General features: G+C 66.4%; 15 protein-coding genes. 10 read left to right on the forward strand and 5 right to left on the reverse strand.

Annotated elements, in window-relative coordinates; genetic code table 11:
- Nucleotides 1-268, forward strand: a 268-nt coding sequence (locus VNM24_09785; protein HWQ38882.1) for a rhodanese-like domain-containing protein, incomplete at its 5' end; no start/stop codon positions are given.
- 46 nt (nt 269-314) lie between these two features.
- On the opposite strand, the gene VNM24_09790 is transcribed toward VNM24_09785, so the two are convergent.
- A complete protein-coding gene (locus tag VNM24_09790; protein ID HWQ38883.1) occupies nt 315-1139 on the reverse strand; it encodes an undecaprenyl-diphosphate phosphatase in 825 nt (274 codons plus the stop codon).
- Between the two features lie 263 nt (nt 1140-1402).
- Complete coding sequence (gene thiC, locus VNM24_09795; GenBank protein ID HWQ38884.1) at nt 1403-3298, reverse strand: phosphomethylpyrimidine synthase ThiC; 1896 nt, start codon at nt 3296-3298, stop codon at nt 1403-1405.
- Between the two features lie 234 nt (nt 3299-3532).
- Here thiC and VNM24_09800 point away from each other — a divergent pair, with 234 nt between their 5' ends.
- Together VNM24_09800 and VNM24_09805 are read left to right on the forward strand one after the other, a co-directional pair.
- Nucleotides 3533-4186, forward strand: coding sequence for a protein-L-isoaspartate O-methyltransferase (locus VNM24_09800; protein ID HWQ38885.1), 654 nt, complete (start codon nt 3533-3535; stop codon nt 4184-4186).
- Between the two features lie 5 nt (nt 4187-4191).
- Entirely contained in the window at nt 4192-4869 is a 678-nt protein-coding gene (locus VNM24_09805; GenBank protein HWQ38886.1) for a 5-formyltetrahydrofolate cyclo-ligase, read from the forward strand.
- An 80-nt stretch (nt 4870-4949) separates the two neighbouring features.
- Here the strand turns inward: VNM24_09805 and waaA are convergent, their stop codons facing one another.
- The 3 genes from waaA to VNM24_09820 all read right to left on the reverse strand — a co-directional run bounded on the left by waaA (nt 4950) and on the right by VNM24_09820 (nt 8902).
- A complete protein-coding gene (gene waaA / locus VNM24_09810) occupies nt 4950-6191 on the reverse strand; it encodes a lipid IV(A) 3-deoxy-D-manno-octulosonic acid transferase (protein HWQ38887.1) in 1242 nt (413 codons plus the stop codon).
- 3 nt (nt 6192-6194) lie between these two features.
- Nucleotides 6195-7190, reverse strand: a complete 996-nt coding sequence (waaC, locus tag VNM24_09815) for a lipopolysaccharide heptosyltransferase I (protein HWQ38888.1) — start codon at nt 7188-7190, stop codon at nt 6195-6197.
- A 290-nt stretch (nt 7191-7480) separates the two neighbouring features.
- On the reverse strand, nt 7481-8902 hold the full coding sequence (locus VNM24_09820) for a mannose-1-phosphate guanylyltransferase/mannose-6-phosphate isomerase (GenBank protein HWQ38889.1): 1422 nt from the start codon (nt 8900-8902) through the stop codon (nt 7481-7483).
- Between the two features lie 173 nt (nt 8903-9075).
- On the opposite strand from VNM24_09820, the gene gmd reads away from it, so the two are divergent.
- The 7 genes from gmd to VNM24_09855 all read left to right on the forward strand — a co-directional run.
- A complete protein-coding gene (gene gmd, locus VNM24_09825; GenBank protein HWQ38890.1) occupies nt 9076-10158 on the forward strand; it encodes a GDP-mannose 4,6-dehydratase in 1083 nt (360 codons plus the stop codon).
- Nucleotides 10159-10247: 89 nt separating this feature from the next.
- Entirely contained in the window at nt 10248-11243 is a 996-nt protein-coding gene (locus VNM24_09830) for a GDP-L-fucose synthase (protein ID HWQ38891.1), read from the forward strand.
- A gap of 75 nt (nt 11244-11318) precedes the next feature.
- A complete protein-coding gene (locus VNM24_09835; GenBank protein HWQ38892.1) occupies nt 11319-12668 on the forward strand; it encodes a flippase in 1350 nt (449 codons plus the stop codon).
- A gap of 131 nt (nt 12669-12799) precedes the next feature.
- Entirely contained in the window at nt 12800-13387 is a 588-nt protein-coding gene (locus tag VNM24_09840; protein ID HWQ38893.1) for a hypothetical protein, read from the forward strand.
- On the forward strand, nt 13384-14277 hold the full coding sequence (locus VNM24_09845) for a glycosyltransferase (protein ID HWQ38894.1): 894 nt from the start codon (nt 13384-13386) through the stop codon (nt 14275-14277). The genes VNM24_09840 and VNM24_09845 overlap by 4 nt, the downstream gene beginning before the upstream one ends.
- 5 nt (nt 14278-14282) lie before the next feature.
- Nucleotides 14283-15224: a class I SAM-dependent methyltransferase gene (locus VNM24_09850; protein ID HWQ38895.1), complete on the forward strand. Its 942-nt coding sequence runs from the start codon at nt 14283-14285 to the stop codon at nt 15222-15224.
- Nucleotides 15221-15520, forward strand: a 300-nt coding sequence (locus tag VNM24_09855) for a hypothetical protein (GenBank protein ID HWQ38896.1), incomplete at its 3' end; no start/stop codon positions are given. The genes VNM24_09850 and VNM24_09855, both read left to right, overlap by 4 nt.

The raw sequence follows: 15520 nt of genomic DNA on the forward strand, positions 1-15520 counted from the left end.
CGAGATCGAGTGGCAAAGCTACCCGGGCGGACAGCCCAACCCGAATTTCCTCGTCGAGCTGCAGGCCCAGGTCGACAAGCAGGTGCCGGTGCTGTTCATCTGTCGCAGCGGTGCGCGTTCGCATGCCGCGGCGGCCGCCGCAGCCCAGATCGGATACAGCCAGGCTTTCAACGTGCTGGAGGGATTCGAGGGCGATCGCGATGCCGAGGGCCATCGCAACACCCTCGGTGGCTGGCGCGTGGCCGGCCTCCCTTGGTACCAGAGCTGAATACCGTCCCGAACCACGTCCGTGTGCTGCTTGATTCGGTCGTCTTTCAGTCGACGGTCCAGTCGACGAGACCGGTGTAGGCGGTGAGCAGAACGATCGCGCCGAAGACGATCCGGTACCAGGCGAAGACCGTGAAATCGTGGCGGCTGATGTAGCGCAGCAGCCAGCGCACGCACAGGAACGCCGAGACGAACGCGGCGGCGAAACCCGCCGCGAACATCTCGAGGTCGGCCAGCTCGAACAGCGCACGGTGCTTGACCAGCTCGTAGGCCGAAGCGGCGAACAGCACCGGGATAGCCAGAAAGAACGAGAACTCGGTCGCGGCGGTGCGCGACAGCCCGAACAGCAGTCCGCCGATGATCGTCGCACCTGCGCGCGAGGTGCCGGGAATCAGCGCGAAGGCCTGCGCGATCCCGACCTTGAGCGCATCGCTCCAGCGCATCTCCTCCACGGTCTGAACCCGCACGGTATGCCGGCGCCGCTCCGCCCAGAGAATCACGAACGCGCCGGCGATGAAAGCGATCGCCACCGGCACGGGCTTGAACAGCGCCGTCTTGATCGCGCTGCCGAACAGCAGGCCGAGCACCGCGAGTGGCATGAATGCGATGGCGAGATTGGCGATGAATCGGCGCGCCGTCGTATCGTGGGGCAAGCCCTTGATGACGGCCGAAAACCGCCGCCGATACTCCCACACCACGGCGAGAATCGCCCCGCACTGGATCGCGATCTGAAACGTCTTGGCCTTCTCGCCGTTGAAGTCGAGCAGGTCGCCCACCAGGATGAGATGTCCGGTACTGGAGATCGGCAGGAACTCCGTCAGTCCTTCGACGACGCCGAGGATCAGCGCCTTGACGATCTGCGGCAGCTCCATGTCTTCTTATGAGGAAGGGCGAACCACGAAGCACGACGATACGAAGCACAAAATGCCGGAAATTGACTCGAGGCCATCGTGGGCGAAGCACGCTTCATCCCGAAGGTGCTCCGTATCGGCCTGCCCGCCGGCAATGCAGGCACGAAGGCCGGGATGCACACTCCCTGTCCGATAGTAGCTGGCTTTCTCGACGGGTTGCTTCGTGCCTTCGTGTCTCGTTCTTCCGCTTTCCATTCGGTGCGCGGTCGGTGGGGCTTCGAGCGTCAGGCTTTGCGGTAGATCTCGGCACCCGAATCGAGAAACTCGCGCGCTTTCTCCGCCATTGCGGCCTCCAGGGCGCGGTCCTCGCTGAGGCCGTGGGCCTGGGCGTACTCGCGCACGTCCTGCGTGATCTTCATCGAGCAGAAATGGGGCCCGCACATCGAGCAGAAGTGCGCGAGCTTGGCACCCTCCTGCGGCAGGGTTTCGTCGTGGAACGCGCGCGCCTTGTCCGGATCGAGGCCCAGATTGAACTGATCTTCCCAGCGGAACTCGAAGCGCGCCTTGGACAGCACGTTGTCGCGGATCTGCGCGCCGGGATGGCCCTTCGCCAGATCCGCCGCATGCGCCGCGATCTTGTAGGCGATGATGCCGTCCTTGACGTCGTCCTTGTCGGGAAGTCCCAGATGTTCCTTCGGAGTGACGTAGCAGAGCATCGCCGTGCCGTACCAGCCGATCATCGCCGCGCCGATGGCGCTGGTGATGTGGTCGTAGCCGGGCGCGATGTCGGTGGTGAGCGGCCCGAGCGTGTAGAACGGCGCTTCCTTGCAGTACCGGAGCTGCAGATCCATGTTCTCCTTGATCAGGTGCATGGGCACATGCCCCGGCCCCTCGATCATCACCTGGCAGTCGTGCTGCCACGCGATCTCGGTGAGTTCGCCCAGCGTGCGCAGTTCGGCGAGTTGCGCCTCGTCGTTGGCGTCGTAGATCGAGCCCGGGCGCAGGCCGTCGCCCAGGCTGAAGCAGACGTCGTACGCCCGCATGATCTCGCAGATCTCTTCGAAGTGCGTATAGAGGAAGCTCTCCTTGTGATGCGCCAGGCACCATTTCGCCATGATCGACCCGCCGCGCGAAACGATCCCCGTCATGCGCTTTGCCGTGAGCGGAATGAAGGGCAGCCGCACCCCGGCGTGGATCGTGAAGTAGTCCACGCCCTGCTCGGCCTGCTCGATCAGGGTGTCTCGGAAGATCTCCCAGGTGAGTTCCTCGGCCTTCCCGTTCACCTTTTCCAGGGCCTGGTAGATCGGCACCGTGCCGATCGGTACCGGGGAATTGCGGATGATCCACTCGCGGGTCTCGTGGATGTGCTTGCCGGTGGACAGGTCCATCACGGTGTCCGCGCCCCAGCGGATCGCCCAGGTCATCTTCTCCACTTCTTCCTGGATGCCGGAAGTGATCGCCGAGTTGCCGATGTTGGCGTTGATCTTCACCAGGAAGTTGCGGCCGATGATCATCGGCTCCGACTCCGGATGGTTGACGTTGGCGGGAATGATCGCGCGCCCGAGCGCCACTTCGTCGCGCACGAACTGCGGGGTGATCTCGGACGGGATCGCGGCCCCGAAGCGCTGCCCGTCGTGCTGGCGCGCGAGCCATTCGCGCTGCGCCGTCGGCAGGCTCGCGAGATAGCGGCCGCGCAGGCAGTTCTCGCGGATGGCGATGAACTCCATCTCCGGCGTGACAATGCCGCGGCGCGCGTAGTGCATCTGCGTGACCGCCCGACCTGGCTTGGCGCGCCGCGGCCGGCGAGTCAGTTGGAAGCGCAGCTCGCGCAGCCGCGGGTCGGTCAGGCGCTCGCGCCCGTACTGCGAGGTCGGTCCGTCCAGCTCCTCGGTGTCCGCGCGTTCCTCGATCCATCGGCTGCGCAGCGCGGGCAGGCCCTTGCGGATGTCAATAACGGCCGCGGGGTCGGTGTACGGGCCGGAAGTGTCGTAGACGAAGATCGGCGGATTGGCCTCGGCGCCGAAAGAGGCCGGGGTGTCCGACTGCGCGATCTCGCGCATGGGCACGCGGATGTCGGGCCGCGAGCCTTCGACGTAGATCTTGCGCGACCTGGGAAAGGGCTTGACCGCCGCTTCGTCGATGCGCGCGGCGACGTTGAGAAACTTCGGATTGGCGTTCATGGCGCGTTCCACAGAGAAGGCGGGAAGCGCCGTCCTGAAGCGCGCTTCCCTGCCTCGGCATTATCCGTACAGGTACGAAGGGTCTTTCTCACCCCCAGAGGACACAAGACAGAGAACCGGCCTCCGTCTCGTGCCCGCTGACAAGGACCCCCAGCGGTCACCCGGAAAGCTAAAGCCAATGTGTGATAATTGCAAGCCCGGAAGATACGCCGTCCCACCCAGGATCTCGCACCCATGGATGTCGAGCGCGCGCGGATGAACATGATCGAGAGTCAGATCCGCACGTGGGAAGTGCTCGACCAGACCGTGCTCGACCTGCTGTGGGAAATCAAGCGCGAGGAGTTCGTGCCGCCGCAGTACCGCGCGCTCGCCTTCGCCGACATGGAGATCCCGCTCGGACACGGCGAGGTGATGCTGGCGCCCAGACTGGAAGCCCGGATGCTGCAGGAACTGGCGCTCACCAAGGCCGACAAGGTGCTCGAGGTCGGCACCGGCAGCGGCTACGTGACCGCGCTGCTCTCCCGGCTTGCGGGGCAGGTGGTCAGCGTCGAGCGCATCGGGGAGTTCAGCCACGCCGCCGCGCGCAAGCTGGCCGGACACGGCATCGAAAATGTCACGCTGGAGATCGGCGACGCCGCCGACGGCTGGCCGCGGCAAGCGCCCTACGACGCGATTCTGCTGACCGGCTCGGTGCCGGTTCTGCCGGAAGCGTTCAAGGAGGAGCTGGCGCCGGGCGGGCGGCTGTTGGCCGTGATCGGGCAAGAGCCGGTCATGACGGCAACGCTGATCACGCGCGTATCGGACAAGGCGTACGAGTCGGTCGGCCTGTTCGAAACCTGCATTCCGCCGCTCAGGAACGTCAAACAGCCCGAGCGCTTCGTGTTCTAGCGGGCATGGCCGCCGAGCCTTCTCGCGCTGCAGCGGGTCCGGGCGACGCGTCGGAAGAGGCGCTGCGGGCGGCGAAACGGGCGCTGCGCGAAACAGTTCTCGCCGCCCGCGCCGCGCTCGACGCGGCCTCTCGGGCCGCCGCGTGCGCCGCGATCACGCGCCGCCTGCTCGATCGCGACTCCTGGCGGAAAGCGCGCACGGTTTCGGCGTACTGGTCCTTCGGTTCGGAGTTCGACACCGCAGCGTTGATCGCGCAGAGCCTGCGCGCGAAAAAGCGCCTGGTTCTGCCGCGCATCGACCGCGCCGCGCGCGCCCTGGTCTTCCATGTCGTGACCGATCTCGACGCCGATCTGCTGGCCGGAACCTGGGGCATCCGCGAACCCGATCCCGCGCGCTGCCCGGCGGCGGACCTGCGCGAGATCGAATTCATGCTCGTCCCGGGGGTCGCTTTCACCCGGGAGTGCGACCGCCTCGGATACGGCGGCGGCTACTACGATCGCGTGCTGGAGGGCCTTCCCGCCGGCTGCCGCGCGGTCTCCGCGGCGTTCTCCGTCCAGATCGTCGAGACCCTGCCTTTGAGTCCGCGCGACCAGAAAGTCGACGCGGTCGTCACCGAGTCCGGCTGCTTTGGACTTGCCGATCAGGATTGGAATCACCGCTCACCCGGTCACCCAGTCACCTAGTCACCCAGTCACCCAATCACCCAGTCACGGAGTCACCCAATCATTGGAGCCAGACCAGTAGCTTTTCGGTTCATGAAGGCCTAAAGCCCCAGAAGGGTGAGTGTGCGTTCGGTGGCGCCGCGGTGGGTCGCGGTGAAGCGTCGACCGGCTTCGCCCATGGCGCGGGCGCGTTCAGGCTCGGCGAGCAGCACGCTCGCCGCGCGGACCAGTTCATCTGGATTCGGCACGCGCAAGGCGGCGCCTTCCGCAATCGCCTGTTCGGTCGCCTCCTCGAAGTTGAATGTATGCGGTCCGACGAGCACCGGTTTGCCGACCGCGCAGGCCTCGAGCAGATTCTGCCCCCCGAAGGGCAGCAGGCTGCCGCCGACGAAGGCCACGTCGCAGGCGGCGTAGTACGCGTACATCTCTCCCATCGAATCGCCCAGCACGACACGCGTATCGGCCTGGATCGCCGTGTCGTCGCTGCGCCGCTGGAACGGCAGGCCGCGGGCCTTGAGCAACTGCGCCACTTCGTCGAAGCGCTGCGGATGGCGCGGCACCAGCACCACCAGCGCGCCCGCGTCGCTCAGGCGCCGGATAGGCTCGATCAGGAGCGCTTCTTCCCCTTCCCGGGTGCTGGCGGCCAGAAAGACCGGACGCGCGCGGCCGAAGCGCTCGCGCAGGCGGTTGCCCAGTTCGAGCTGGGCGGGCGGCGCGGTGCGGTCGAACTTGAGGTTGCCGGTGACCACGACGCGCGAGGCGCCGAGCGCGTGCAGTCGCTCGGCGTCACGCGCCGTCTGCGCGCCGATGCCGGCGAGCGCCCGAAGCATGGGCGCGGTCAGTCCCCGCAGCCCGCGATACCGTGCTGCGGAGCGTTCCGAGAGCCGCGCATTGACGAGGTACACCGGGATTGCCCCGGCGGCACAGCCGTGGATCAGGTTGGGCCAAAGCTCGGTCTCCATCACGATGCCCAGCGCCGGCCGGTAACACTTCAGAAAGCGCCGCACGGCGCCCGGCAGGTCATAGGGCAGATAGCGGATCTCGACCGTGTCGCCGAACAGCGAGCGCGCCGTCTCGCGGCCGGTGGGCGTCATGTGGGTGAGCACGATCCTTCGGCTCGCGTGGCGCGCCCGGAGCGCCTGAACCAGGGGTTCGGCCGCCCGCGTCTCGCCCACCGACACGGCGTGGATCCAGATCGTCGGGTCCGCGGCCGGCGCCGGGTAGAAGCCGAAGCGCTCGCGCAGGTGGCGCAGGTACGCTGGCTGGCGCCGCGCCCGCAGCAGCAGGTGCAGCAGCGCCCAGGGCACCAGCAGATAGGCGGCGAGGCTGTAGAGCCAGCGCATCGATCAGGTTCTCAGCAGCCTGTCCGCGGCCGCGAGTACCTGCTCGACCGATGGCGGTGACCGGCCGTCCCCCACGTTGGCGGCGTGCGCGGCGGCGTAAACGCCGGTTGCCCGCGGATCGGTGGCGCAGTAGATGCCGACCGTGGGACGTCCCAACGCTGCGGACAGATGCGCGAGCCCGGTGTCGACGCCGACGACCAATTGTGCGCCGGCGAGCAGCGCCGCCAGCCGATCCAGCGGCAACCGGGGAGGGACCAGCGCGCCCGCAATCCGGTCGGCCAGCCGCTCGCTGCGATTCTGCTCTGTGCTGCTGCCGAAAGGCAGGAGGCTCGACAATCCGCGAGCGTGCAGCGCGGCGCCGAGTTGCGCCCAGGAATCTTCCGACCAGAGCTTTTGGCTTCCGGCACTCGAGTGCAGCAGCACTGCGTAAGGACGGGTCAACCACTGGGCGAGGTGCGCCGGGACGCAGCCGCGCAGCGCCTCCACAGCGGCAGGCGGCACCCGGATCGCGTAGTTGGCCGGCCCGGAGACTTCATAGCCCAGCGCCAGCGCGGCCAGCGCGCGATTGCGCTCGACCGCGTGCCGGTCCCAGGGGATGGCGAACGTGCGGTGGTAGAACCAGCCGATGGGTTCGCGCGAACTCCTCCAGTCCAGCCCATACTTGCGTCCCGGCGCGCAGGCCACCAGCAAGGCGCTTTTGAGCAGCCCCTGAGTGTCGATCACGGCGTCGTAGAATCGGGCTTGCAGCTTGCGCCGCAGCGCGGCGATCTCGCGCCAGGTGGCGGGCGCGAACAGGCTGCGGCGCCACCGCCGCACCGTCACCGGGATGGCCTCGCGGACCATGGCGTGCAGGCGCACCAGCGGCGCGAACGCCTCTTCCACGACCCAGTCGATCTCCGCCGTCGGGAAACGCACCGACAGGTCGCTCACCACCGGAAAGTTGTGCACGACGTCGCCCATCGAGGACGTCTTGACGAGAAGGATGCGGCGCAGAGTCAAGGATGAAGGGCGAGGGATGAATGCAGCCCGATGGCCGCCTCAGGCGCTCTCACCGCCGGGCACGCGCAGATGCCGTGAAGGGCTCGCCAAGTCGAACTTCCCGAGGCAGGAAGTCCATTCGGACGCAGAGGAACAACTTCTGGGCAAGACAGCCGAAGTACCAGGCGATGACCGCCGGCAGGAAGCTCTCGATGCGATCGAACACCGGGGCTTGCCATTCTCTCTTGTCTTGATCCTGCATCTCTGCGTTCTCGGCGGTGAGGGGTGGTGCCGGCCCGCGGCCGGCTTCTTCATCCTTTCCTGTTGTAGTCGTCCTCGAAGCGAACGATATCGTCCTCGCCAAGGTAGCCGCCCGACTGCACCTCGATCAGATGCAGCGGTACTTTGCCGACGTTCTCCAGCCGGTGCCTGACGCCCAGCGGAATGTAGGTGGACTGGTTCTCCGAGAGCAGCAGGCTGTCCTCGCCGCGCACCACTCGGGCGGTGCCGGATACCACCACCCAGTGCTCCGCGCGGTGATGATGCATCTGCAGCGACAGTTTGCAACCGGGCTTGACCATGATGCGCTTGACCTGGAAGCGCTCGCCGCTGTCCAGACCTTCGTAGTAGCCCCACGGCCGGTACACGCGCCGGTGGACCAGGTACTCGTCGCGCTGCTTCGCCTTGAGCGCGTCCACGAGATCCTTGACCCGCTGCGCGTGCTCTTTCTTCGTCACCAGCAGCGCATCGGGCGTCTCGACGATGACCAGGTCCTCCACTCCGATCGCCGCGACCAGCCGGCTCTCCGCCCGCACGTACGAATTGCGCACGCCGTCCAGGTGGACGTCGCCCTGCGTCACGTTACCTTGCGCGTCCGGCGCGCAGACCTGCCACAGCGACGCCCAGGACCCGATGTCGCTCCAGCCGATGTCGGCCTCCACGACGACCGCGTCGCGCGTCTTTTCCATCACTGCGTAGTCGATCGACTCCGCCGGGCACCGCGTGAACGATTCCGTGTCCAGCCGGCAGAAGTCCAGATCCTGGCTGCGCCGCTCCCATGCCTCCTGCGAGGCCCGGAGGATGTCGGGACGAAAACGGGACAGCTCCTCGAGGTAGCGGTCGGCGCGAAACACGAACATCCCGCTGTTCCAGTAAAACGTTCCGGCTTCGACGAACTGCCGGGCGCGCGCGGCGTCCGGCTTCTCGACGAAGCGGGCGACCGCGAAGCTGCCGTTGGCACCTGGAATCGCCCCGCCCCGCTCGATGTAGCCGTAACCGGTCTCCGGGGTCTTGCACACGATCCCGAAGGTGACCAGCTTGCCTGCCTGAGCGTGCACCGCGGCCTGCGCCACGGCCCGGTGAAAGCGCGGCACGTCACGGATGAGGTGATCGGCCGGCAACACCAGCATCACGCCGCCCGCATCGGACTGCGCCACCGCCAGCGCCGCCACGGCCACCGCCGGCGCGGTGTTGCGCCCGGCCGGCTCCAGGATCTGCGCAGCCGGCTCGACGCCGACTTCGCGCAACTGCTCGGCCGCGAGAAAGCGATGCTCGCTGCTGCAGACCACGATGGGCGCGGCCAGTCCGTCGAGCCCCTTCGACCGCAGCACCGTCTCCTGCAGCATCGTGTACTTGGCGACCAGGGGCAGGAACTGCTTGGGCAGCAGCGTTCTGGACAGCGGCCAGAGCCGTGTGCCGGAACCGCCGCAGAGAATGATCGGGTGCAGTTTCAAGTGTCGTTCCGCCGATCGTCAGGTTGGCTTTCCCCCGGGGGCGCAATAGAATCCATCCGCAGCGAGCTCGAAGTCGACGCGCTTGCCGCGGCTGAAGTCTCCGTGCGAGCGGGGCGGATGCTCCGGCAAGCGCAGGCGCAGAGTATACCCAGACCCGCATCCGCCAGGCATTCATGCCCAAAGTCGCGCTCATCACCGGGGTCACCGGACAGGACGGTGCCTATCTCGCCGAACTGCTGCTCGCCAAAGGCTACGTCGTGCACGGCATCAAGCGGCGCACCTCGCTGTTCAACACCGATCGCATCGATCACCTGTACCAGGATCCGCACGAGCCCGATCGCCGCTTCATTCTGCATTACGGCGACATGACCGACTCGATGAGCCTGACGCGCGTGGTGCAGCAGGTTCAGCCCGATGAGCTCTACAACCTCGCGGCCCAGAGCCATGTGGCGGTCTCGTTCGAGGAACCCGAATACACCGCGAACTCCGATGCCTTGGGCACGCTGCGCATGCTGGAGGCGATCCGCATCCTCGGCCTCGAAAGGAAGACGCGCTTCTACCAGGCTTCCACCTCGGAGCTCTACGGACTGGTGCAGCAGACGCCGCAGAACGAAAAGACCCCTTTCTATCCGCGTTCGCCCTACGGGGTGGCCAAGCTCTACGGCTACTGGATCACGGTGAACTATCGCGAGGCGTACGGGATGTACGCCTGCAACGGCATTCTCTTCAACCACGAAAGTCCTGTTCGCGGCGAGACCTTCGTCACGCGCAAGATCACGCGCGCGCTCGCGCGGATCAAGCTCGGACTGCAGGATTGCCTGTATGTCGGCAATCTCGAAGCGCGCCGCGACTGGGGTCACGCCCGGGACTTCGTCGAGGCGATGTGGCTCGTCCTGCAGCAGCCGCAGCCCGAGGACTTCGTCATCGCCACCGGGATCCAGCACAGCGTGCGCGATTTCATCTCGGCCGCCGCGGCCGAGCTGGGAATCAAGCTCGCGTGGCGCGGGAAGGGAACGGACGAGAAAGCCTATGCGGACGGCCGCTGCATCGTGCAGGTCGATCCGCGCTACTTCCGGCCGACCGAAGTCGATACGCTGCTCGGCGATGCCGGCAAGGCGAGGAGGCAGCTCGGGTGGGCACCGCGCGTATCCTTCGAGGAGCTGGTCGCCGAGATGGTGCGTGAAGACCTCAAGGCCGCCGAGCGCGACGAGCTCGTCAAGAAGCACGGCTTCTCGGCGTACGATTACCACGAGTGACCGGGTGACTGGGTGATTGGGTGACTGGGTCACTGGGTGATCCGTGATTGAAAAGCGACATCCGACTGGGCGACCGCACTAGTCATTCCATGCCGCCAGAGGCCAGAATCTACGTCGCCGGCCACCGTGGTCTTGCCGGCTCGGCGATCGTGCGCAGGCTCCACGCTGCGGGCTGTCGCAGCCTCATCACGCGCACCCATTCGGAACTGGACCTCATCGACCAGCGGGCGGTGCGCGCGTTCTTCGAGCAGGCAAGGCCCGAGTACGTCTTCCTTGCGGCCGCCAAAGTCGGCGGAATCCTCGCCAACAACACCTACCCCGCCGACTTCGTGCATCAGAATCTCGCCATCCAGACGAACGTCATCCACGAATCCTGGCGCGTCGGCGTGAAGCGGCTGCTGTTCCTCGGCTCCTCGTGCATCTATCCGCGCGACTGTCCGCAGCCGATGAAGGAGGAGTATCTGCTGACCGGGCCGCTGGAGTCGACCAACCGGCCTTACGCGATCGCGAAGATCGCGGGGATCGAGATGTGCTCGGCATACAACCGCCAGTACGGCACGCGGTTTCTGGCCGTCATGCCGGCCAATCTGTACGGGCCGGGCGACAACTACGATCTGGAGACTTCGCACGTCCTGCCGGCCTTGATCCGCAAGATGCACGAGGCGAAAGAGCGGGGCGACAAGGAGGTCGTCGTCTGGGGCACCGGAACGCCGCGGCGCGAATTTCTCTACAGCGAAGACATGGCGGACGCCTGCGTGACGCTCATGTGTCTGCCCGACGAGAGCTTCGCTGCGTTGCTGGCGAGCTATCCGCCGCTCGTCAACATCGGCTGCGGAACCGATCTCACCATCCGCGAACTGGCCGAAACCGTCGCGCGAGTCGTCGGCTTCAAAGGCGGGCTTCGCTTCGATCCGACCAAACCCGACGGTACCCCGCGCAAGCTTCTGGACGTCGCTCGTGTCTCGCAACTGGGCTGGAGGGCGGGCACTTCCCTCGCGCAGGGCATTCATCAGGCGTACGCGGATTTTCGGGCGCGCCATGACGCCTTGCGCGGCGAGCTTTCGCTGAAGGATCCGGCGCTCTGAGCCTTGTCGCGCCACTCATCGCGCTGGGCGGCTGTGCCGCGGTCGTGCGGCGTCGACCCGGCAAGGGCATACGGCGTGGCGGTTCCCGATACTGACACCTGGCTTGCCCGTACACGCGCGCGTCTGCGTGCCCGGCCGCTCTTCTCCCGGATTCTCGCGAACTTCGGCTGGCTGTCGGCCGACCGCGTGCTGCGGCTCGCAGTCGGCTTGCTGGTGGGAGTCTGGTTGGCCCGCTACCTGGGGCCGGAGACCTTCGGGCAGTACAGCTTCGCGTTCGCTCTGGCTGCGCTCTTCGGCGCTTTCTCGAAGCTGGGGCTGGACGGCGTGCTGGTGCGCGAGCTGGTGCGCGCGCCGCAACGACAGCAGGAACTGCTGGCGTCGGCGTTGGTCTTGCGACTGGCGGGAGGTGTCCTCGCCGCTGCGGGCGCGATGCTGTGCGGGCGATTCTTTCGATCGGGCGAAGCGGCGATTCAGCTCCTTGTCTCGGTGGCCGCGGTCGCACTGGTGTTTCAGGCGCTGGACGTCTTCGAGCACTGGTTCCAGTCGCAGTTGCGCAGCCGATACGCGGTCGCCGCGAAGACTTCCGTGTTTCTCCTGATGGCGGGCGCCCGCGTCGGTCTGATTGTCGGAGGAGCCTCGGTCGTCGTCTTCGCGGGTGCCGCCGTCCTCGAAGTCCTGCTGGGAGGAATCGCGCTGCTTGCGGCCTATCGCCTCGCGGGACAGGGCTTCGAGCGCTGGCGCGTCACGTGGAGTGCGGTGCGCGGCCTGCTCAGGCCTGCGCTGCCGCTGATATTCGCGGGCCTTGCGGTCTCGCTGTACATGAGGATCGACCAGGTGATGATCGCCCGGATGCTCGGAGACCACGCGGTCGGACTCTACTCCGCCGCGACCCGCCTCACCGAGGCAACCTATTTCCTGCCGGGTGCACTGGTGGCCTCCGTGCTGCCCGCCGTCGTGTCCCTCAGGACCTCGAGCGAGCCGCAGTTTGTCGATCGCATGCAACGCGTGTTCGATCTGATGGTCGTGGCGGGCGTGTCGCTCGCCCTGCCACTCAGCCTTTTCTCGGGTGCCGTCGTGCGGGTCTTGTTCGGCGAGCCGTTCGCGGATTCGGCCGGAGTGCTGGCGATCCACGCATGGGCCAGCGTGTTCGTGTATCTCGGCATGGCGAGCAGCAGCTATCTGCTGGCACGCGATCTCACGATGGTTTCCCTCACGCGCACCATGCTCGGCGCTGTGGTCAACGTCGTTCTGAACCTGCTGCTGATCCCCGAGTACGGCATACGCGGCGCGGCCCTGGCAACGCTGATCTCGGCGTGCGTTGCAACCTTCGCCGTGTTCCTCGACGCCAGAAGCCGGCCCGCCGGAGTCATGATGCTGCGCGCGTTCGACCCGATCGGGGTTTTTCGTCGCAGGGCTGCGCTGTGAACCTCCTGCGCCGCTTGCTCCATCGGGCGAGTCCGTCTCTGTACCGGTTCGGGCAGAATCTGCATACCCTCGCGTTCGGCCACGGTCAATGGCGGAGCATCCGGCAGGGAACGCCTCTGAATGCCGCCGGCATGGCTTTGCCGTGGTATACGTATCCTGCCATCGAATACCTCTCGCAGTTCGATTTCTCCGAACGGACGGTTTTCGAGTTCGGAGGCGGGTACTCCTCTTTGTTCTGGTCCGGAAGAGCGGCGCTGGTGGTGACCGTCGAGAGCGATCCGGTGTGGTTCGATCGGATCCGGCGCGAGTCCGCGCCGAATCAACGCACGCTCCTGCGACAGGCGCGCGACGCGTATGTCGCGGCGCTCGCCGAGCAACCGGATCGCTTCGACATCATCGCCATCGACGGAAAGTGGCGCCACGCCTGCGCCGCGGCGGCGGTCGGGTACTTGCGGGAGCACGGTATGATCATCCTGGACAACAGCGACAAGTTTCCCGCGGTCGCCGATTTTCTGCGCGGCCAGGGCTTCTTCGAGATCGACTTCAGCGGTTTCGGGCCGGTCAACAACTACACCTGGACGACATCGATGTTCGTTCGAGCGCCGCTCCCCCTGCAGCGCGGCTTCCGGCCGCCGCGCCCGGTCGGTGGCCGGGATGTGACCGTCGGACCGGCCGACGAGAACGGCGGCACGACGACAGGGCAGGACGCAACGCGATGAGCGAAACCGTCCACGTGCTGCTGCCGGTGCACAACCGCAGCGAGCTTACGCGCCGCTTCCTGCGCTGCCTGAGGAGCCAGACCTATCCCCGCATTCGCGTGCTCGTCATCGACGACGGATCGCGCGATGCCACGGCGGCGGTGATCGAAGCGGAGTATCCGGCGGCGCATGTGTTGCACGGCGACGGGCGCTGGTGGTGGGCGGGTTGCTTGCAGGAGGGGTTCGATTGGCTGCGTTCGCGACAGATTCCGGATTCCGATCTCGTCCTGATCGCGAACGACGACACGACCTTCGATGCCGACTACATCGAACGTGCCGTAGCTTTTCTGCGTGGCCGCAGCCGATGCCTGTTGTGCTCGCAGTTGCGCGATCCGCTCACGGGAGTGGTCAGGCAAAGCGGGGTGGAGGCGGATCTGCGGCGGTTTGCCTTCCGGGTGGCGGAGGACCCTTCCCGAATCAATTGCCTGCCCACCCGCGGGCTGTTCCTGCGTTGGGGCGATATGCGGCGGATCGGAGGCTTCCATCGCCATCTGCTGCCGCATTACTGGTCGGACTACGAATACACTCTCCGGGCGCATCGGCTTGGATTTGCCTGCCTCACCGACTCTTCGGTTGCAGTGACCGCCAATGCGGACTCGACGGGAGAGCGCGATCTCGACCGGCTGGTCGGCTGGACGTTTGTTCGCAGTCTGTTCTCGATCAGGACGCCGTTGAACCCGGTTTATCGTACGTCCTTCGTCCTGTTCGCCTGTCCCGGAGCGTGGAAGTTCATCAATGTGTTCAACGTCTGGGGCCGGGCGCTGGCCCGCATCGCCTGGCAGGGTGTGGTCAGGCGCCCGTTTCCGAGAGAACGCGGCATGAATGCCGCGGCGCCTTCACCGCACGAGTGAGCGCGATGCCGGTGAACGAGGGCCTTGGCCACGCCAGTTACCGCAGGCACGAACGCGCGTACGAGGCCTATTCGAATGGCGGCGAGCGTGCGGAGACAGCGCGCGCCTGGCTCGATCCTGGCACCGTGAACGCATGGCGCATGGCGCGGATGTACCGGTTCGCCGATCCCTTGCTCGAGGCATTCCCCGGCGCGCGCTGGTTGACGGTGGGTGACGGCCGCTACGGCCTGGACGCGGCCTACCTCAGGCGACGTGGCGGCCGGCCCCTGGCCACGGACATCGCGACCACGCTGCTCGAAGAGGCCAAGGCGTTGGGACTGATCGATGAGTACCGCAAGGAAAATGCGGAAGCGCTGAGCTTTGGCGACAACTCGTTCGATTTCGTGCTGTGCAAGGAGTCGTATCACCATTTTCCGCAGCCGATGAAAGCGTTGTACGAAATGTTGCGGGTTGCGCGTCTGGGCGTCCTGCTCGTCGAGCCTTCCGACCACGAAATACCCGACACCGCAGCAACGACGCTCAGTCGCCTGCTCAAGAACGCAATAAAGCGCCTGCTTGCGCGCCCGACGGGCGGTCATCGTTTCGAGGAACTCGGCAACTACGTCTACGGGGTTTCGCGGCGCGAGATGGAAAAGGTCGCGCTCGGGATCGGCCTGCCCACGGTGGCGTTCGGCGGGCTTAACGACTATTACGTGCCCGGCGCCGAGTTCGAGCCGGCCCAACCCGGTTGCAGGATTTTCCGCCGCGTGCGGATGAGGATCGCGCGCTACGATCTGCTGTGCAGGCTCGGGATCAACCAGTATGGCCTGCTCGCCGTCCTCATGCTGAAGCAGGCGCCTTCTGCGGCGCTGGTTGCCGCGCTTCGACGGCGCGGCTACGGCGTGACGCGTCTTCCCGAGCGGCCCCCGATGGCTGCGCTGCCCACGCGCGGGGAAGTCGGCCGATGACGACCGCGGGGGTGCCGCCTGTACTGCTTCTGGCTTTCAACCGCCCGGAAACCACGGCCCAGGTCCTGCGGTCGCTGCGCGATGTGCGCCCGGGCCGGCTGTTTTTCGCGGTGGACGGCCCGCGCGAGGGGCGGCAGGGCGAGCGCGAGCGAGTTGCCGCGGTGCGCCGTCTGGTCGAGAAGATCGACTGGCCTTGTCGAGTGGATACGCTCTTTCGCGAAGCGAACCTGGGTTGCAAGAAGGCGGTCAGCGAGGCGATCACCTGGTTCTTCGATCAGGTTCAGGCGGGCGTGATC

This window comes from Burkholderiales bacterium (assembly GCA_035560005.1).
In the GTDB taxonomy this organism is placed as follows: Bacteria; Pseudomonadota; Gammaproteobacteria; order Burkholderiales; family Eutrophovitaceae; genus DASRFY01.